General features: G+C 38.1%; 22 protein-coding genes, 1 tRNA gene and 1 other RNA gene. 16 read left to right on the top strand and 8 right to left on the bottom strand.

The genetic code is table 11. The annotated features are described in order from the left end of the window. Positions 1 to 470: shikimate kinase (locus LKW28_RS03975; RefSeq protein WP_229139035.1), on the top strand; the 470-nt coding region annotated here is incomplete at its 5' end. A gap of 37 nt (positions 471 to 507) precedes the next feature. On the opposite strand, the gene LKW28_RS03970 is transcribed toward LKW28_RS03975, so the two are convergent. Next, positions 508 to 1,098 (bottom strand): lysophospholipid acyltransferase family protein, encoded by a 591-nt coding sequence (locus LKW28_RS03970; RefSeq protein ID WP_229139034.1) that lies wholly within the window; start codon positions 1,096 to 1,098, stop codon positions 508 to 510. An 88-nt stretch (positions 1,099 to 1,186) separates the two neighbouring features. Here LKW28_RS03970 and LKW28_RS03965 point away from each other — a divergent pair, with 88 nt between their 5' ends. Then, positions 1,187 to 1,693, top strand: coding sequence for a topology modulation protein (locus LKW28_RS03965; protein WP_229139033.1), 507 nt, complete (start codon positions 1,187 to 1,189; stop codon positions 1,691 to 1,693). Positions 1,694 to 1,709: 16 nt separating this feature from the next. On the opposite strand, the gene LKW28_RS03960 is transcribed toward LKW28_RS03965, so the two are convergent. Beyond that, positions 1,710 to 1,934 carry a hypothetical protein gene (locus LKW28_RS03960; protein ID WP_229139032.1) on the bottom strand — a complete coding sequence of 75 codons (225 nt, stop codon included), beginning with the start codon at positions 1,932 to 1,934 and terminating at the stop codon, positions 1,710 to 1,712. 153 nt (positions 1,935 to 2,087) lie between these two features. Between LKW28_RS03960 and LKW28_RS03955 the strand changes: the two genes are divergently transcribed. The 4 genes from LKW28_RS03955 to LKW28_RS03940 all read left to right on the top strand — a co-directional run bounded on the left by LKW28_RS03955 (position 2,088) and on the right by LKW28_RS03940 (position 3,841). Next, positions 2,088 to 2,561 carry a hypothetical protein gene (locus tag LKW28_RS03955; RefSeq protein WP_229139031.1) on the top strand — a complete coding sequence of 158 codons (474 nt, stop codon included), beginning with the start codon at positions 2,088 to 2,090 and terminating at the stop codon, positions 2,559 to 2,561. 9 nt (positions 2,562 to 2,570) lie between these two features. After that, on the top strand, positions 2,571 to 3,092 hold the full coding sequence (locus LKW28_RS03950; protein ID WP_229139030.1) for a GNAT family N-acetyltransferase: 522 nt from the start codon (positions 2,571 to 2,573) through the stop codon (positions 3,090 to 3,092). 16 nt (positions 3,093 to 3,108) lie between these two features. Continuing rightward, entirely contained in the window at positions 3,109 to 3,588 is a 480-nt protein-coding gene (locus LKW28_RS03945; protein ID WP_229139029.1) for an SRPBCC family protein, read from the top strand. 112 nt (positions 3,589 to 3,700) lie between these two features. Beyond that, positions 3,701 to 3,841: a FeoB-associated Cys-rich membrane protein gene (locus LKW28_RS03940; RefSeq protein ID WP_229139028.1), complete on the top strand. Its 141-nt coding sequence runs from the start codon at positions 3,701 to 3,703 to the stop codon at positions 3,839 to 3,841. A 41-nt stretch (positions 3,842 to 3,882) separates the two neighbouring features. Here the strand turns inward: LKW28_RS03940 and LKW28_RS03935 are convergent, their stop codons facing one another. After that, a complete protein-coding gene (locus tag LKW28_RS03935) occupies positions 3,883 to 4,443 on the bottom strand; it encodes a Uma2 family endonuclease (protein WP_229139027.1) in 561 nt (186 codons plus the stop codon). 141 nt (positions 4,444 to 4,584) lie between these two features. Here LKW28_RS03935 and LKW28_RS03930 point away from each other — a divergent pair, with 141 nt between their 5' ends. From LKW28_RS03930 to LKW28_RS03920, 3 genes are read left to right on the top strand one after another with little or no spacing between them, the layout of a single operon-like run. Then, positions 4,585 to 5,019, top strand: coding sequence for a VOC family protein (locus LKW28_RS03930; RefSeq protein ID WP_229139026.1), 435 nt, complete (start codon positions 4,585 to 4,587; stop codon positions 5,017 to 5,019). Next, positions 4,997 to 5,527 carry an isochorismatase family protein gene (locus LKW28_RS03925; protein ID WP_229139025.1) on the top strand — a complete coding sequence of 177 codons (531 nt, stop codon included), beginning with the start codon at positions 4,997 to 4,999 and terminating at the stop codon, positions 5,525 to 5,527. The genes LKW28_RS03930 and LKW28_RS03925 overlap by 23 nt, the downstream gene beginning before the upstream one ends. Further along, complete coding sequence (locus tag LKW28_RS03920; protein ID WP_229139024.1) at positions 5,524 to 5,997, top strand: tetratricopeptide repeat protein; 474 nt, start codon at positions 5,524 to 5,526, stop codon at positions 5,995 to 5,997. The genes LKW28_RS03925 and LKW28_RS03920 overlap by 4 nt, the downstream gene beginning before the upstream one ends. 23 nt (positions 5,998 to 6,020) lie before the next feature. Here the strand turns inward: LKW28_RS03920 and LKW28_RS03915 are convergent, their stop codons facing one another. Then, positions 6,021 to 7,682, bottom strand: a complete 1,662-nt coding sequence (locus tag LKW28_RS03915; RefSeq protein WP_420708801.1) for a ribonuclease J — start codon at positions 7,680 to 7,682, stop codon at positions 6,021 to 6,023. 260 nt (positions 7,683 to 7,942) lie between these two features. On the opposite strand from LKW28_RS03915, the gene LKW28_RS03910 reads away from it, so the two are divergent. The 6 genes from LKW28_RS03910 to LKW28_RS03885 all read left to right on the top strand — a co-directional run bounded on the left by LKW28_RS03910 (position 7,943) and on the right by LKW28_RS03885 (position 12,349). Then, the gene (locus LKW28_RS03910; RefSeq protein WP_229139023.1) at positions 7,943 to 8,914 is read left to right on the top strand and encodes an NERD domain-containing protein; all 972 of its coding nucleotides are present in this window, start codon (positions 7,943 to 7,945) and stop codon (positions 8,912 to 8,914) included. 134 nt (positions 8,915 to 9,048) lie between these two features. Beyond that, entirely contained in the window at positions 9,049 to 9,567 is a 519-nt protein-coding gene (locus tag LKW28_RS03905; RefSeq protein WP_229139057.1) for an RNA polymerase sigma factor, read from the top strand. Beyond that, positions 9,557 to 11,131, top strand: a complete 1,575-nt coding sequence (locus LKW28_RS03900) for a DUF4179 domain-containing protein (protein WP_229139022.1) — start codon at positions 9,557 to 9,559, stop codon at positions 11,129 to 11,131. Before LKW28_RS03905 ends, LKW28_RS03900 begins: the two co-directional genes overlap by 11 nt. Before the next feature lie 119 nt (positions 11,132 to 11,250). Beyond that, positions 11,251 to 11,673, top strand: coding sequence for a DUF1801 domain-containing protein (locus tag LKW28_RS03895; protein WP_229139021.1), 423 nt, complete (start codon positions 11,251 to 11,253; stop codon positions 11,671 to 11,673). A gap of 93 nt (positions 11,674 to 11,766) precedes the next feature. Beyond that, entirely contained in the window at positions 11,767 to 12,141 is a 375-nt protein-coding gene (locus LKW28_RS03890; RefSeq protein WP_229139020.1) for a VOC family protein, read from the top strand. A 64-nt stretch (positions 12,142 to 12,205) separates the two neighbouring features. Continuing rightward, a complete protein-coding gene (locus LKW28_RS03885; protein WP_229139019.1) occupies positions 12,206 to 12,349 on the top strand; it encodes a hypothetical protein in 144 nt (47 codons plus the stop codon). Positions 12,350 to 12,418: 69 nt separating this feature from the next. On the opposite strand, the gene LKW28_RS03880 is transcribed toward LKW28_RS03885, so the two are convergent. Both LKW28_RS03880 and ssrS read right to left on the bottom strand, forming a co-directional pair. Next, positions 12,419 to 12,492 (bottom strand) — tRNA-Arg (locus LKW28_RS03880). A gap of 123 nt (positions 12,493 to 12,615) precedes the next feature. Further along, positions 12,616 to 12,810, bottom strand: a non-coding RNA gene (ssrS, locus tag LKW28_RS03875) — 6S RNA. 237 nt (positions 12,811 to 13,047) lie between these two features. On the opposite strand from ssrS, the gene LKW28_RS03870 reads away from it, so the two are divergent. Continuing rightward, entirely contained in the window at positions 13,048 to 14,055 is a 1,008-nt protein-coding gene (locus LKW28_RS03870) for a DUF3231 family protein (protein ID WP_229139018.1), read from the top strand. A 33-nt stretch (positions 14,056 to 14,088) separates the two neighbouring features. Here the strand turns inward: LKW28_RS03870 and LKW28_RS03865 are convergent, their stop codons facing one another. After that, the gene (locus tag LKW28_RS03865; protein ID WP_229139017.1) at positions 14,089 to 15,399 is read right to left on the bottom strand and encodes a DUF4179 domain-containing protein; all 1,311 of its coding nucleotides are present in this window, start codon (positions 15,397 to 15,399) and stop codon (positions 14,089 to 14,091) included. Beyond that, entirely contained in the window at positions 15,392 to 15,916 is a 525-nt protein-coding gene (locus LKW28_RS03860) for a sigma-70 family RNA polymerase sigma factor (RefSeq protein WP_267497856.1), read from the bottom strand. Before LKW28_RS03860 ends, LKW28_RS03865 begins: the two co-directional genes overlap by 8 nt. Between the last annotated feature and the right edge of the window lie 167 nt (positions 15,917 to 16,083).

The raw sequence follows: 16,083 nt of genomic DNA, 5'->3' as shown, positions 1-16,083 counted from the left end.
CAAATTTGAAAAGTGGTATCCGAAATAATGTGCTTGTTTACAACAGTACAAAAGAGGGGAAACGTCTCGTCAAACTGTTTCGTCAGGAAATTTTTGAAGAAGTATCAAAAAGTGATTTATATGGCATGATTTTCACCTATGTCTGGATGTTCAATCTAGAATCCGATTGGGAATATGTAAAGGGACTTTCCGAGCTTTTTGAATCAAGAGGAGCCACTGTATATTATGTGGAACTTGAAGCTGACTTAGAAGAAAGACTAGAAAGAAATAAAACGCCAAATCGATTGGAACACAAGCCGAAAAAACGTGATATTGCATGGTCGGAAAATGATATTAAAGAAACGATGGAGAAGCATCGCCTTAATTCATATGATGGTGAAATTACGTTTGAAAACTATCTTAAAATTGATAATACAAACTTGAGCGCTGAAGAAGTAGCCGAAATGATAAAGGAAAAGTTTCAATTATAAAAACGCTTGGAAAACCTCTTCCAAGCGTTTGCTTACCTTATTTTATCTCGTCACGAAGCAACCCTAGTTTTTTCTCTAATTCGTGCGTGAAATGATCGCGTGCCTGTTTTGCATCCATGTCTGGTGATGCAATGAAAATGGGGTCACCGAAAATAAGCTTTGCCTTTTTAAACTTTAATAATTCTTTCACTGTGTTTGGTCCAATATACACAGCGGGAACAACAGGAACCTTGCTTCGTTGCGCAATCGTAATGGCTCCTTGCTTGAGTGCTGTTTGCTCATTCGTGCGCGTTCCACTTGGGAAAATTCCAACAATCTCACCCTTTGAAAGTAATCTAGATGGGATTTTTAACACACTTGGCCCTGGGTTATTACGATCAACCGGGAATGCATTTAGCTTTGTTAAAAAGCCTCCAATTAGCTTGTTCGTGAACAATTCCTTTTTAGCCATATAATGAATGTGCCGTGGCAGCAATGAAACACCAAGCCACAAAATATCGATATACCCTGTATGTGTACATGCAACAACATAGGCGCCATCCTTTGGCAGCTTCTCTTTGTTATAAACCTTAATCCCACCTGTTGCTGTAAGTATTCCTTTTAGAATGGATGCAATGAAATGATACACGTTGACTTACCCCTTTTTTAAACTGTTAACCTAGTAAAATTATAGCATGAAATAGTAGGTCAAAAATACCACTAAAGCGAGGGAACGCATGAAAAAAATCATGGTTATCGGAATTTCAGCAGGTGTTGGAAAATCAACATTTGCCCAAAAATTAGGTAACAAGACTGGAATTGACGTGCACCATTTGGACAGTTATTTTTGGAAACCAGGTTGGGTCGAAGCGCCGCATGAGGAATTTAAAGCAGCCCAAGAGGAAATCCTCACAAATGACAGCTGGATTATCGACGGAAATTATAGTAAAACCTTCGAACTTCGAGCGGAGCAGGCTGATACCATCATCTATCTCGAACTTCCTCGATATCAGTGCCTGTACCAAGTATTGAAACGCTACGTTACGCACATTGGTAAAAAGCGTCCAGATCTCGGCTGTACAGAAAAAATAGATTGGGAATTTATCAAATTCATCTGGACGACCTACAAGCCAAGAATACATAAAATGCAAGAAAGATTAGACCGTTTATCCCAAGACAAAACAGTGATTGTACTAAGAGGGAAAAAAGAAATAAATGACTTTATAAATAAAAAACACCCTTAAGTTGGGTGCCTTTATCTTAGAGTATTTTTGATTCATCCTTTGGAGCTTCAAGCTTCATAAGTTCAAGCTCCGCGCGCATTTTCTCTGTTTCCAGCAAGTAATTATTATGCTTTAGCTTCTCTAACTCTAACTCGTCTTGGATCATTTTATGTTTATATTTAGATTGTGTTTGAAAGTGGCTCGTAATAATCGCAACAAGTGGAATTGAAAATACCATCACAACCGCAACAATACCTGTCATCATATGACCTCCTTACAAAAATGAAAACCGTTTCTTTATATATCTTTCATTATATCAAATATACGGAAAAATAAGCGGTTTGGTTTCAAAATCTGTAACCTTTTTTTGAAAGTTTCGTCAGTTTAGTAAAAGTGCACAATTGGAGGACGCATAATGAAAAAATGGATGCTTGTACTTTTAATTGGAATATTGTTTGCGCTTGCGGGTTGTAGAGATAATCAGTCAAGCAATCTAACTGGCGGTGAACCACCTGCAACGATGGTGAAAATTGGGGATGAAACATATCCAACGAAACTCGGCACCTATTGCTGGAGCGCGAAGAACGAAAGTGTATGTGTGGATACGGCAGGACCAGAAGCACTTTTAGAAGGAAAAGATCCGATTGTCGTGCAGCCTGGTGAAGAAATTACATTTGTGATGGATTATGAACCAATGCCAAATGAAGTGCATGTCGCATATTACGCTGGTGACAAGGAAACCGAAGTCGAAGTAGAAAATCATCGTTTTACCGCGCCCGAGGAAAAAGGGGTGTACTACTATTCTTACGGCGTTTGGTGGATGGATGAAAATGAAGAAAATGTATCAAATGGAGATGCATTTTATGCCTTTGCACTAGAAGTGAAATAGGAGGACATTATGAAAATAAGAAAAGCGATTTTATCCGATGCAAAAGGTATCGCCAAAGTACATGTCGATAGCTGGAGAACAACTTACAAAGGGATTATTCCTGATGAATTTCTTCAGCGCTTGTCCTATGAATCTAGGGAAAAGATGTGGGAAAGAGGAATCCCAAACGGACATATTCTTGTTGCGGAAAATAACAGTGGAGAAATCGCAGGATTTGCTTGCGGTGGAAAAGAGCGCAGTGGGAGTTATGAAAACTACCAAGGTGAGCTCTACGCCATTTATATTTTACAAGAATATCAAGGGCAAGGCTTGGGTAAAAAGTTAGTAATCCCAGTTGTAAAGCAACTTTTGGACAAGGATTTCAACACAATGCTAGTATTAGTATTGGAAGAAAACAAGTCCTGTTTATTTTACGAAGCACTTGGAGCTCGCAAACTCAATACCTTTGAAGTTGAAATCGGCGGGAAGAATTTAAAAGAAGCGGTATACGGATGGGACAATCTGAAAGCAAACTTTAACACGACATTCTAAAACTAGGAGGTACACCATGCTCGCAACTCTTACAAAAAATGAACCAAACTACATAGCAACATTCGAACGCCATTACCCCCACTCAATTGATGAGGTTTGGGCAATGCTAACGGATAACGATAAGCTGCCAACTTGGTTTGCAGAATTAAAAGTCGATGAACTTCGAAACGGTGGCCGATACCTTTTTGATATGGGAAACGGAAACTTCGAGGAAATGACCATCACCGACTTTAGTGATCGCTCTGTGTTGGAGTTCACCTGGGCAGACGACAGTGTCCGCTTTGAGCTTACTCCTGAGCAGGAAGGTTGTAAGCTACTTTTAATCGAAACAATCACAAAGCTTACCGACCATACGCCAAGAGACTTAGCAGGATGGCATGTATGCCTTGATGTCATTGGCATGTTGCTCGATGGCAAACAGGTGGAAAACCGCAAGCTAATGTGGGAGCCATTGTACGAACAATATGTTCAAGTCATTAAGAAAATTACTACCTGAAGCCTGTCCTAATGGATATGGCTTCTTTTTATTTGCAAAAAATAAAGGAAAACCAATACATAACTAGAAATACAATACATAATGAATTCCATGTGAAATGGAGAGAATGCCCATGATCTATATTTTTCTGGCTATCATTGTTGGAGCCGTAAGTTTGTCTATTTTTAAAATTATTCGAAAGAAAAAACTGCCCAGTAATGAATTCACGCCATTTGATGACATAACGATGGGGAGAACGGAAGAAAAGGAATAGAAATAGCAGGAGATTTCATTCTCCTGCTTTAAAATGTTTATTCAAAAAAGTTTTTCTAAATTGACTTTGAAACTTGGCAAGACTGCAGACTGAATTGTACCACTTTGTTTTGCAATATCCATTTGTCGGTACTGACCGTCATTCTCCAGTGTGTAAACCTGCACAGTATTGAGTAAAGGATTCACAATCCAGTATTCTTTCACACCGTATTGCATGTAGAGATTCAATTTAAATACTAGATCATGTGATTGGTTAGATGGGCTAATGATTTCAATAATTAATGTAGGCACGCCAACATAATTATCCTCATTTAATCCAGTTTTATCACAGATAACTGATAAATCAGGAATGATAACTTTGGTCCCATCCATTTTTTCCGAAGTTAATTCAACATCAAATGGAGCATGGAAAACTTCACAATCCCCGCCATCTAATAGGGTGAATAATTGAGCATGCAACCTTCCTGAGATTCGTTGATGCTTCGTAGAGGGGGAGGGTGACATATACACAACTCCATCAACATATTCCAAAAGGTTTTTAGTTTGGTCTCTTAGTTTGTAGAATTCATCAAGTGATATATAGCTTTCTTTAGGTATATTCATCGAACGAACCCCCTTGTGGATTAAACCTAATCTTGTTTTAATTATAATACAAAATAAAGCTGAATTACCAATATTGAGGGATTTTTTAAAAAAAGAGGAATGCATTCACATTTATAGAAAATATGAAAGGAGGGCGCTAAAATGTCACAAACACTCCTACGTGTTGGAACAACCTATCTACCAGTTACGAATGTCCAGCGTTCGGCGACCTGGTACACCGAAAACCTTGGGGCAATGTTGAACTATATGGATGAGGATAAAGCAATTCTTGATTTGGCGGATCAAAGTTTTTTCCTTGTTGCTGCATCAGAAGGACAAACGTCAAATTTCATTGATGAAAAAGGAGATGAACGTTTTTCACTTACCTTTGAGGTTGATGGAGTACAAGCACTAGAGAAATTACATCAAGAATTCAAAGAGCGTCATATATTAGTCGGTGAGATTGAAGATCGTGGCCATGCTGGGAAAAACTTTGTATTTAGCGATCCGGATGGCAACCAATTTGACGTCTGGAGCGAGCTAAGTCCAAAGTTTAAAAAGAGGGGGAGCGAGAATGCAAGCATTACTAGTGATTGATGTACAAAACGGGATTGTGAATTTTAAAGACTTTACGGAGGAACTTACTAAAATTCAACAAATCATTCAGGATTTCAAAGCAAAAAAGCTGCCGGTTATCATGGTTCGTCATTTCGACGAGGTGGAGGAAAGTCCGCTATATCGGGGATCTGAAGGTTCCGAACTCCATGAATCAGTCAGGGATTTAAGCGATTATGTAGTTGAAAAAACAACCCCAAGTTCATTTTTCAATACAAAACTTTCGTCCCTTTTAGAGGAATTAGGTGTAAAACAGGTGTTTATCACAGGCTTTAATACGGAATTTTGCTGTATGTTTACCGCTATTTCTGCTTTCGACCGCGGATATGATGTTACCTTTATTGAGGATGCGACCGGTACGACTAACGACGGTGAGACATATGAAATGGCCGACCTTGATATTAATGACTTTGTTGGAACGGTTCTGCAATGGTCAGATGTGATTGAGGTGCTAGATTTTGATGAATACCAGGAGACTTATCAAAAATGAAGACCGCTTTACAGCTTAGAAAAGAGGGCAGGCTCAAAGAATCGAATGAACGGCTGTTGAGATTACTAAAGGAGTCCCCTGAGGACCCGCAGATACACTATCAAGTTGCATGGAGTTTTGATGTACTGGGATTAGAGGGAGAAGCTGTTCCATTTTATAAAAAGGCAATTGAACTTGGTTTACAAGATGAAGATTTAGAAGGGGCATTACTTGGATTAGGTAGTACTTATCGGACGCTCGGAGAATATGAAAAATCCGAGGCGACTCTGTTAAAAGGGACTGAGCTTTTTCCTGAAAATCATGCAATGAAATCTTTTTACGCAATGACTCTTTATAATCTGGAGAGACATCAGAAGGCGATGGAGCTTCTATTAAAAAGTTTAGCTGAGACGGCGCGTGAGACGTCGATTCAGAAGTATAAACGAGCCATCGAGTTCTACGCCGATAAGCTAGATGAAACTTGGAAATGAAAGAACCCTCCTGCTCAGGAGGGTTACACTTCGATTATAAACGGGAGAATCATCGGTTTGCGTTTAGTTTGTGCGAATAAATATTGACCAACTGACTTTTTAATTTCCTTTTTCATTGCGTTCCACTGGTATTTGTTTTCACTTTGAAGGTCAAGAATTGCTTTTTTCACAAGCCGGTTTGTGTCACGTAAAAGTTTTTCAGAATCCCTGTTAAACACAAACCCGCGCGTAATCGTATCTGGACCTGATAGGATTTTCTGATCTCTCTTACTCATCGTGACAATAATGACGACCATGCCGTCCTCAGATAGCTGCTTACGGTCCCGTAAAATAATATCCCCAACATCCCCAACACCAACACCATCCACATATATATCACCAGAAGGAATTTTCCGAGTTTGTCGTGCCTCCGAATGTTGGACGTCGACTACGTCACCATTCTGGATGATAAAAACATTTTCCGGCTCTACCCCAATGGAAACAGCAAGTGACTTATGCTGATGAAGCATCCGATATTCCCCATGAATCGGGATAAAGTAAGTGGGTTTCATTAACGTCAACATCAATTTAAGATCCTCTTGGAAGCCATGACCGGAAACATGCATCCCAGTTGCGCTTCCTCCATAAAGCACAACAGCCCCAAGCTGAAACAAATTATCAATGATGCGTGATACATTTTTTTCATTGCCAGGAATCGGACCCGCCGCTAATATCACTGTATCTTCTGGGAGGATTTGCACATCGCGGTAGCTCGAATTTGAAAGACGCGCTAACGCAGCCATTGGTTCCCCTTGGCTACCAGTACATAGAATACAAACTTTCTCAGGTGCAAGACTTTCCACCTCTTTGGCATCAATCAGCATGCCATCGGGAATATGGAGATAGCCGCGCTCTACCGCAACATCCACGACATTCACCATACTTCTCCCAAGCAGGGCGAGCTTTCGATTTGTCTTCATTGCTGCTTCCACAACTTGCTTAACCCGGCTGATATTCGAAGCAAACGTCGAAACAAAGACTTTTCTCCTGGCTTTCATAAAAGCTTCCTCAATCATATGTCCAACTTTTAATTCGGTTGGAGTCGAACCTGGGCGCTCCGCATTCGTGCTTTCCGATAATAGGACAAGTACACCCTCACGACCGATTTCAGCCATCCGATGAATGTCAGAATGCTGATCATTCACCGGTGTCAAATCAAACTTGAAATCACCAGTATGAACAACCTTACCTTCCGGCGTATCAAACACGATGCCAAGGCAATCCGGAATGCTATGATTGACTTTAAAAAAGGAAACCATCAGTTTTCCGAAGTCGAGCTTAGATTCAGCGTCAATCGGAAACAGCTCGGTATCCGCAAGAAGACGATGCTCGGTCAGCTTCAACTCAATTAATCCCAGCGTAAACCGTGTTGCATAAATCGGCACATTAAGCTTTTTTAGAAAATAAGGAATCCCGCCAATATGATCCTCATGCCCATGCGTAATTAGCAACCCGCGAATTTTTTCCTGATTTTCCTCTAAGTAAGTGAGATCCGGTATGATCAGATCAATCCCAAGCAAGCTCTCATCCGGAAACTTTCCCCCACAATCAATGACAAGAATATCATCCTCATATTGCAACACATACATATTTTTTCCAATCTCATTAATCCCGCCCAGTGCAAAAATCGACAATCCATTCTCCACTATACACGCCTCCTACCGTTTACATCGTGTCCTTAGTTTAAGCAGAGGTGTTAAGATTTAACCTTTGTTTTTTGCTAAAAACCATAGACTTGGAATAAAAACCATAGAATTAAAATAAAGACCACAGATTTGAAATAAAAACCATAGAATCAAAATAAAAACCATAAGAAAGAAACCTTTAAAAAAAAATTTGAATTATTGCAGGAATTTCGCTTAATTTGTAGAAAATTGATGTATTAAATATCAAAGGAGCAAACTAAATGAACAAAAAAGAACTAAAAATTCCACGTAGGGTAAGGAAATTAAAAGCTTTAATTAAAAGATTGGTAGAAACCTATCCAAGATACCAAGAAATTAGCGATGAGTATGGTAGAAGAATGGCAGGATACCGTGGAGAACAATCTTTACAGTACTACTTAACCTTTTTAATAGAAAAAAACTACTTAATCTTCCACAATCTTCGTCTACCCGATATCTCCGGCAAGCACTACTTTGAAATAGACATACTTTTAATTAGTCCCACATTCATTTTAATTATCGACGCAAAACATTATCGAGGAGAATTATATTTTGACGGAAAGTTTGATCAACTAATCCAAACATACAAAGATACAAGAAAATCGTACCAATGTCCTGTTGCCCAAATCACCAGACATCAGCAGCAGCTTAACAGGATTCTAAAAACCTTCAAAATTCCCACCATTCCAATTGAAACTTTAGTTATCTTCACAAACCCAAACACGATAATTGATGCTAGCACAAATTTTAAGCATTACCAAAAAGTAATCAAAAGCCCGAGTTTTATCCAAAAGATTGAGTTGTATGAGAAAAGGAACAATCAAGATGTTTTTGATAAAAAGCAAATTCAAAAACTATCAAAGTTACTATTAAAGCATCATACACCTCATGACGAAGATATTCTGAAACATTTTGGGATTACTCCAGCCTCACTAATAAAAGGAGTGTTTTGTCCGAAATGTGGAAGGCTTCCGATGGTACGTTCGGAGAGATTATGGCATTGCCCAGCATGCAAGCTTTCCTCGAATTCAGCTTATCATGATGCAATTGAAGACTATGCACTCTTGATTGGTAACACAATTACAAACCAACAATTACGGGAATTTCTTAATCTGAAGTCAAGAACTGCCGCGAAAAACATCCTAAAATCATTAAACCTCAAATATGATGGCGACCAAAGGCACCGAGTTTACCACTTGCCACCCAATGAATAGAAAATCCTCAACTTTCCCTAATCTACAAGTATACTAAAAATAGAAAAATTACTTTATTATGGAACTTTTTCTAATGCTTCTTACTCTAATTGTAAAGAGGCAGCCTGGGAAGGAGAAAAAACATTGTGGCCACGATGATTACGGATGCAATTATACTAAGGAAAATCAAAAAGCAGGATATGAATGCTGTTATAGATTGGTTTGATTCTAGAAGAGGAAAGTTTTATAAAATTGGCTGGGCATATTTAAAAAACCATCACGATGTGGAGGATGTCTTTCATAATACCATCCTAAAGGTTCACGATAAGATTTCACAGTTAAAAGAGGATAAATATTTCGATACGTGGGTTACTACGATTTTTATTAATGAATGCAGGGATCTATATCGAAAAAATAAACGAAAGGCCGCGGAACAGATAGGAGTTTTAGAAGATATGAGTGAGTTTGAAACCAAAATTCAAGTGTTCGATGGCTTAGAAAAATTAGATGAAAAGTACAAAGAAGTTATTATTCTGAAATACGTTAGGGGTTATTCCCAGGATGAAATTGCAGAAATATTAATGGTCCCTATCGGAACGGTGAAATCCCGAATATATCGGGGATTGTTACTACTCCGTAATGCAATCGAAGGTGGTGAAGGACATGAAATGTAATGATGTTCAAGATTTTATCGTTGGCTACATCGAGGGTATTCTTGATGAAGAAGATACAGTAAAGGTCAATTCCCATTTGCAAACATGTGAAACATGTCAACAAGAGGCAAAAGAAATAGAACAAATGATAGCATTGATAGATGATAAAACAGAATCTATTAAGCCACCAGATCATTTTATGAAAAATGTTCGAACGAAGGTAGAAATCACTGAAAATAATAGACGTAAGAAAATGAAACGTACGACTATCGGAGGTCTGGTTGCTGCTCTATTTTTAACCTTATTTGTAGGAACAGCGGTTGCCACTGAGGGATTTGCAACATTCATTGATTGGTATAAGGATTTAAGTAATAAGGAAACAAGGCAAGTCGAACAGCTCATTGAACAAGGACTCGGTGAACAACTGAACCTAATTGCAGAAAGTAATGGAATCAAAGTCACCATAAAAAGTGTTGTGGCTGATGACATTCAAACTCTTATCTATTATGAAGTTGAGGATTTATCCAAAAAACAAAAATTTATGATCAATTATAGTCAAGGGATCAGGATAAATAATCAACAACAGTTTTGGAAGAATCAATATCTAACAGTGTCTGATACACCCTTTAACAGTTCGTTTCACATGTACTCCAACCAGAACCATGTCTTTGCAGGTAGATTAGGTGCCATGCCGATGAGTGAGGAGGAAGGGGTTATTAAATTCCAGCTCAATAAGGTTGAAAAAGTAGTCGATGATCCATCGAATCCAGGCACATTAGGGAATGATGAAAGAGGAGAATTTGTACACGGTGATTGGTATTTTGAAATACCTATAAAAAAACATAAGGCAATCGTTCACGAACTTAATATCGAGACCGAGGTAGATGGCAATCCTGTTTTCTTAGATGAATTAACAATTGCCCCAACAACAACGATTTTATCGTATCGTTATAGGGATGGTCATGATGATAAAAAAATCCGGAACATTCAAATCAAAGAGATTGAAAGTGGAACGAAATCAATATACTTAGATCCCCTTAGTGGTGTAAGTGGTTCCAGTGAGGAAACTGGTGGCATGCAGAGGGTAAATGAAACATTTAATTCAATCTATTTCGATCAGCCAAAGGAACTGGAAATTCATTTTGGGGCAGTTTCATACTTTAAGGAAAAACCTCAAAGTTTCACGATTGATATAACGAAGAGTATGCCACAAACCTTTGAATACTTGAATAATAAAATCTCGATTGAAGAAGTTGAATTTGGAGAAACGACAAAAATTCATATGACGGAAGAACTTTCAAAGAATCGGCAGTATGAAATCTTCAATTATGAAATTCTTAACGAAAATGAAGAATGTTGTACCGGATCCACGATTGATGTAGATGGATATATTGTTGATAAAGATGGTGAAAAATACGATGCTAAAGAATTCTATCGCATGTCAGAATTAGAACAGCCACGTATTTTTACAACAAGTCATCAAATTGAACTATTTAGTAATAAGGTAGAAAATTTGATGTTGAAAATTGATGGTTACACTACTACAACTTTTATCGATGAGACCATTAATGTTACATTAGATTGAATATAGACAGACGGGAAAGCCAAGCTTCCCGTCAATTTTTATTTTAAGCAGGAATCCCCCCACAATGTCTTGAATTACTTAATCATGTCAATCCTACTACCACCAAGGAGGCCAAAAATATGTACGAATTAAAAACAAAAGAAAACGACGCAAGTGTCATTGAATTCATCGAAAAAGTCGACAATTTAAAAAAGAGGGAAGATGCCTATAAGCTGTTAGATCTTTTTACAGAAACGTCGGGGTATCCAGCAAAAATGTGGGGGCCAAGTATTATTGGGTTTGGATCCTACCATTACAAATATGCGACCGGCCATGAGGGGGATGCGCCCCTTGTTGGTTTTTCACCGCGCAAGGCAAAAATTAGTTTGTATTTTGCAACTGGGGATACGAAACGTGAGGGGCTACTCGAAAAGTTTGGTAAACATACATCAGGAAAGTCCTGTGTCTATATCAACAAAATGGCGGATATTGATGTAAATGTGCTGAAGGAGCTAATTACTCAATCCATAAAATTTTTAAAAGAGACATATCCGGACAAATAACGAAAACTTATACAAATACATAAAATTAATCAAATTTAGTTATCCCCCGAAATAGAGTACGATGAAAGTAACAAACCAACTAGGGGGATTAAAATGACTTTTACAATAAGAGCAATCGACCATATCCAACTTGCGGCACCAAAAGGGAGCGAAGATCAAGCGCGCGACTTTTATGCAACGATTTTAGGCTTCCAAGAAGTCGAAAAGCCGGAGACACTTCGAAAAAATGGCGGAGTTTGGTTTACCTACGGCTTCGTGCAAATTCACATCGGCATCGAGGTACCATTTGTACCTGCGAAAAAGGCACATCCAGCTTTTGAAATACAGAATCTTACATCTTTGAAACGGCATCTTCAAAACAACAACGTGAGCACAATCGGAGACAACAATCTTCCAGGTGCCAATCGCTTTTATGCATATGACCCGTTTGGAAACCGCTTGGAATTTTTAGAATGGAAGAATGAATGAACATCAGGCTGATTGCCAACAATATGGCTAATGTTGAAAATTTCCATCGTTGGAGGTGGTCAGTTTGCCGAAGGATACAAAGGAAGAAAGCATTGAAATCTTTTCAAATCATGCACTTCGAGGAAAACCCTATCTTGATACCGATCGTGTCATTACTGAAGGAGTATCAGCATTTGCTGAAAAAGAAACGAAGACAAAGGAAGTGTAGAGGCTTAAGGCCTCTTTTTCTTTGCATAAAAAATAGCCCATCACAACAAAAGTGAGGGCTATCATGTAGCGTCCCAGATTGGAATCGAACCAACGACCTACAGCTTAGGAGGCTGTCGCTCTATCCTACTGAGCTACTGGGACATGATCAAATTTTACAATACTACAGAAATTAATTATAAAAGGAATTCACGACAAAGGTCAAGACATATAACAAACAAATAAAAAATCCACTCCCCATACGGAAAATGGATTGGTCGGTAATTAGGAAAAGCCACAATTGCCGTAATACCCTAAGAAAGTTTAAAACCACCACTCCTCAAAGTGGGTGTTTGCAGAAACGTTTCTGTATGTCCTTCAAGTCGCCATGGACGAAGGCCTGCCATTCCAGCTTCAATGTTAAACTCCCTATTTCAGTTCAAAGGTTAAACTTTATTATGATTACGTACAATGTAGCTTGTATTTGTATAGTACATCATTGAATTCATGAATGCAAATGTAAAAAAAAACCAGAATGTTGAACTTTGTCACAGAATGTATTGGAACAAATAGAGTGGCGTCTCAAACCTTGATGAAACAACCGCAAAATAAAAAATTATCCTATATTTTTTGTCGAAAAATATTTCAGGAATCTACATTTTTGAATACTACCGCTTATCTTGCAAGATACTAGATAAAAAAGCGAAGGGGAGTTTGGATATGAAATCCAGCGATGAACAACTTACTTCAGCTGAGATGGGTAAGCTGTGGGCGGTGTATATGGGAAATACAATGGCCATTTGCGTGTTAACTTATTATCAAAAACATTGTCAGGATTCTGACATAATGGAAATCCTAAAAAAAGCCAAAAACCTCAGTGAAAAAATAATAATGGAGATTACAAGGATCTTTAATAAAGATAATTTTCCAATACCAATTGGATTTGATGTGAAGAAGGATGTTAACCTCGATGCCCCTAGGTTGTTTGCAGATGAATTTTACCTTCATTATTTAAAGTATACTGCAAAAGCAGGGCTTAGCCTTTATTCTACTGCGATTCCTATGATGATGCGTCAAGACGTTAGAGAACTGATACTTAACATAGATAAGAATACAATAGAGTTTTTAGTAACTCTAAATGAAACGATGGAGGAAAAAGGTTTTTTAACAAAACCACCAGTCATTCCAATTCCGAAAGAAGTAAGTTTTGTGGAAAAACAAAGCTATTTAGCTGGTTTTCTTGGAGACGTAAGACCCCTTCATGCTTTAGAAATTGCTCACCTACAGGATAACCTTGAAAACAATGTCGCGAGTAAAGGACTCTTGATGGGGTTTAGCCAGGTAGCGGACCGAAAAAAGGTGAAGGAATTCATGCTCCGCGGAAAAGAAATTACGATGGACCATATTAAAGATTGTTTGGCAAAACTTCACGAAGAGAATCTGCCTGGTCATCCATTACTGGATGATTTAGTAGGGGTATCGACAATTCCGCCATTCTCAGATAAATTAATGACCTTCCATAAAATTGATATGTTTTCGATGAAGATTCGGTCATATGCGAATGCAATGTCGCTTAACGGTAGACGGGACCTTGGATTGTTGTTTAGTAAATTCATCCTAGATATTGGAAGATATGTTGAAGATGGTACCAATCTTATGATTGATGAAGGATGGTTTGAGAAGCCACCACATGCCGTTGACAGAAATTCACTTGCTGATAATGAATAATGAAAAGTCAGGCTGAATTGGCCTGACTTCTTTTTACGGTAATGTAATTTCAAAAGGCTGAAACATTATTGGGTTCGGAATTTCATAAGCCTTAAATTTAACGTTTGTATTTTTCGCAGCTTTAAATTCCTGCCTAAATAAGTGTCCTTCGATTCGTTTGGCTAAAGGATTCTCCGGGAAGGATAGATCCTTGCCATCCTCCGATTCTAACCATGTTCGATTCCTGGTCAAGTTATCATCATAAGGAAATTCACTTTCTACCGTAAAATAAACGACTGTTTTTTGGTCAAGGAATTCAACATCTGTGACCGTAATTTTTCCTGCCTCACCTTGATTTATTTCAACTGGAAGTGTTTTGTTTAATGGAACAGAAAGCTCTTCAAAAGTACCCTTTTCAATTGAAATTTTATAAGGAACGATCTTCAGGCTTTTCACTCCATCTTTAATTGGCGTATAAAGATAATCTAGATTTGCAACCTCAACTCCGTCGATAGTCTCACCATGCCCACTGCCATTTAGGCTTCTTAGAACTCTACCCTGATCATCGATTATCACGAAATTTAAATCCATATAAGGATCCAGTTTTGTATTGGAAGGTTCTACTTTTACTTGAACAGCTAAATCTGTTCCAGCTGGCCCGATCTTCACAGACTCTACTTTCACTTCTGAATCATTAATCATGTTTGTTAAGTCCGGTCGAATAACTGTTACTTCATTTGATTGCTTCACCGGAAATTCAAATTCCCAATTACCAGGCATTAGCCCGACAGCATCAATGATGACCTTCATATCAAATTCTACCGGTAGTTCTTCTGTCGGGTTAATATCCATCACTATTTCATGTTTAGATGGAGTGATAAATGTGCCTGTACTACCTGAACTAAAATTTATCTCTTTCCCGTTCACTAAAATAGTAGGTCGTTCAATATCGCCAATTGCGATGAGTGACTCGTGTGTAATGCCAAATGTTAACCGCGTGCCATCATAGAAAATCTCATTCATTGTCAGTGTCACGCCATTGTCTTTCGCTGTCTGATTAACTACTTGAGTAAGCCCACTTCTTCCGGCAATCTGTAGCCCTTCATCACCAGTTTCATTGAAGAAGGTTCCGACTAAAGGAATTTCAGAAGCAACTTTGGCTAAAGTCGGTGATAATGTGGCTGATGCTAAAAACAGAATAAATGCTGCTGCAACTGAACCGATTGTAGTAAGTACGATCTTTTTACGTCTGGGTTTCTGTCTTCGATGCTCATGAATGGTTTGTTGAATAATGTCATCAAGCTTCTCAACGGGAACTGGAATGCTTTCCAGCTCTTTATTAAATTCAGGGAATTGTTTATTCATTCACAATGACCTCCTTTAATTGATCACGTAATAGAGCAATGCCACGATGTATATTTGTTTTTACAGTTCCTTCTGGACAATCAAGGAATTCGGCGATTTGTTTAATGGTATAGTCCTTGTAAAACCGTAAAACTAAAACAGTTTTATATTTTTCATCTAATCCTTTAATTGCGTTCAATAAGTCGGAATCAACCTGCTTATCTGTGTATGAAGGAGCTTTGTTCTCAAGGAAATCCCGTTCCATTGGAATCACTCTTTTTTTTCTGAGAAGTTGGTCAATCGCAGTATTAATCAAAATCCGAGTTATCCAAGTTGAAAAATATGTATCATTTTTTAGATCTTTAATCGAGGTGAGGGCTTTATAAACGGTTTCTTGAAACACCTCAAGTGCATCGTCCTCATTCTTCATATACAAATAGGCCATTTTATAAAGCTTTGTTTTTTCGGTATCAATCAATTCTTGAAAAGCACGGTTATTTCCCTTTTTCGCCTTTGCGACCAGTTTACTTATAGTCAAAACTCTTCCTCCTTTCTTCTAATAGTTAGAGAAACCAGACATGCAAAACGTTTCAAATTTATTAAAGGATTTTGACCATTATTATCGAAATACATATAAATCTTATCATTTTCGAAAAAGGACTGAAGATAAAATGTCAGGTACACATTTATTTGTGTTTGGGGGAG

This window comes from Bacillus sp. REN16, from assembly GCF_020731355.1.
GTDB lineage: Bacteria > Bacillota > Bacilli > Bacillales > Bacillaceae_L > Ferdinandcohnia.
Note: the sequence above shows the minus strand (reverse complement) of the source record. Positions and strands in the feature narration are given on the sequence as shown.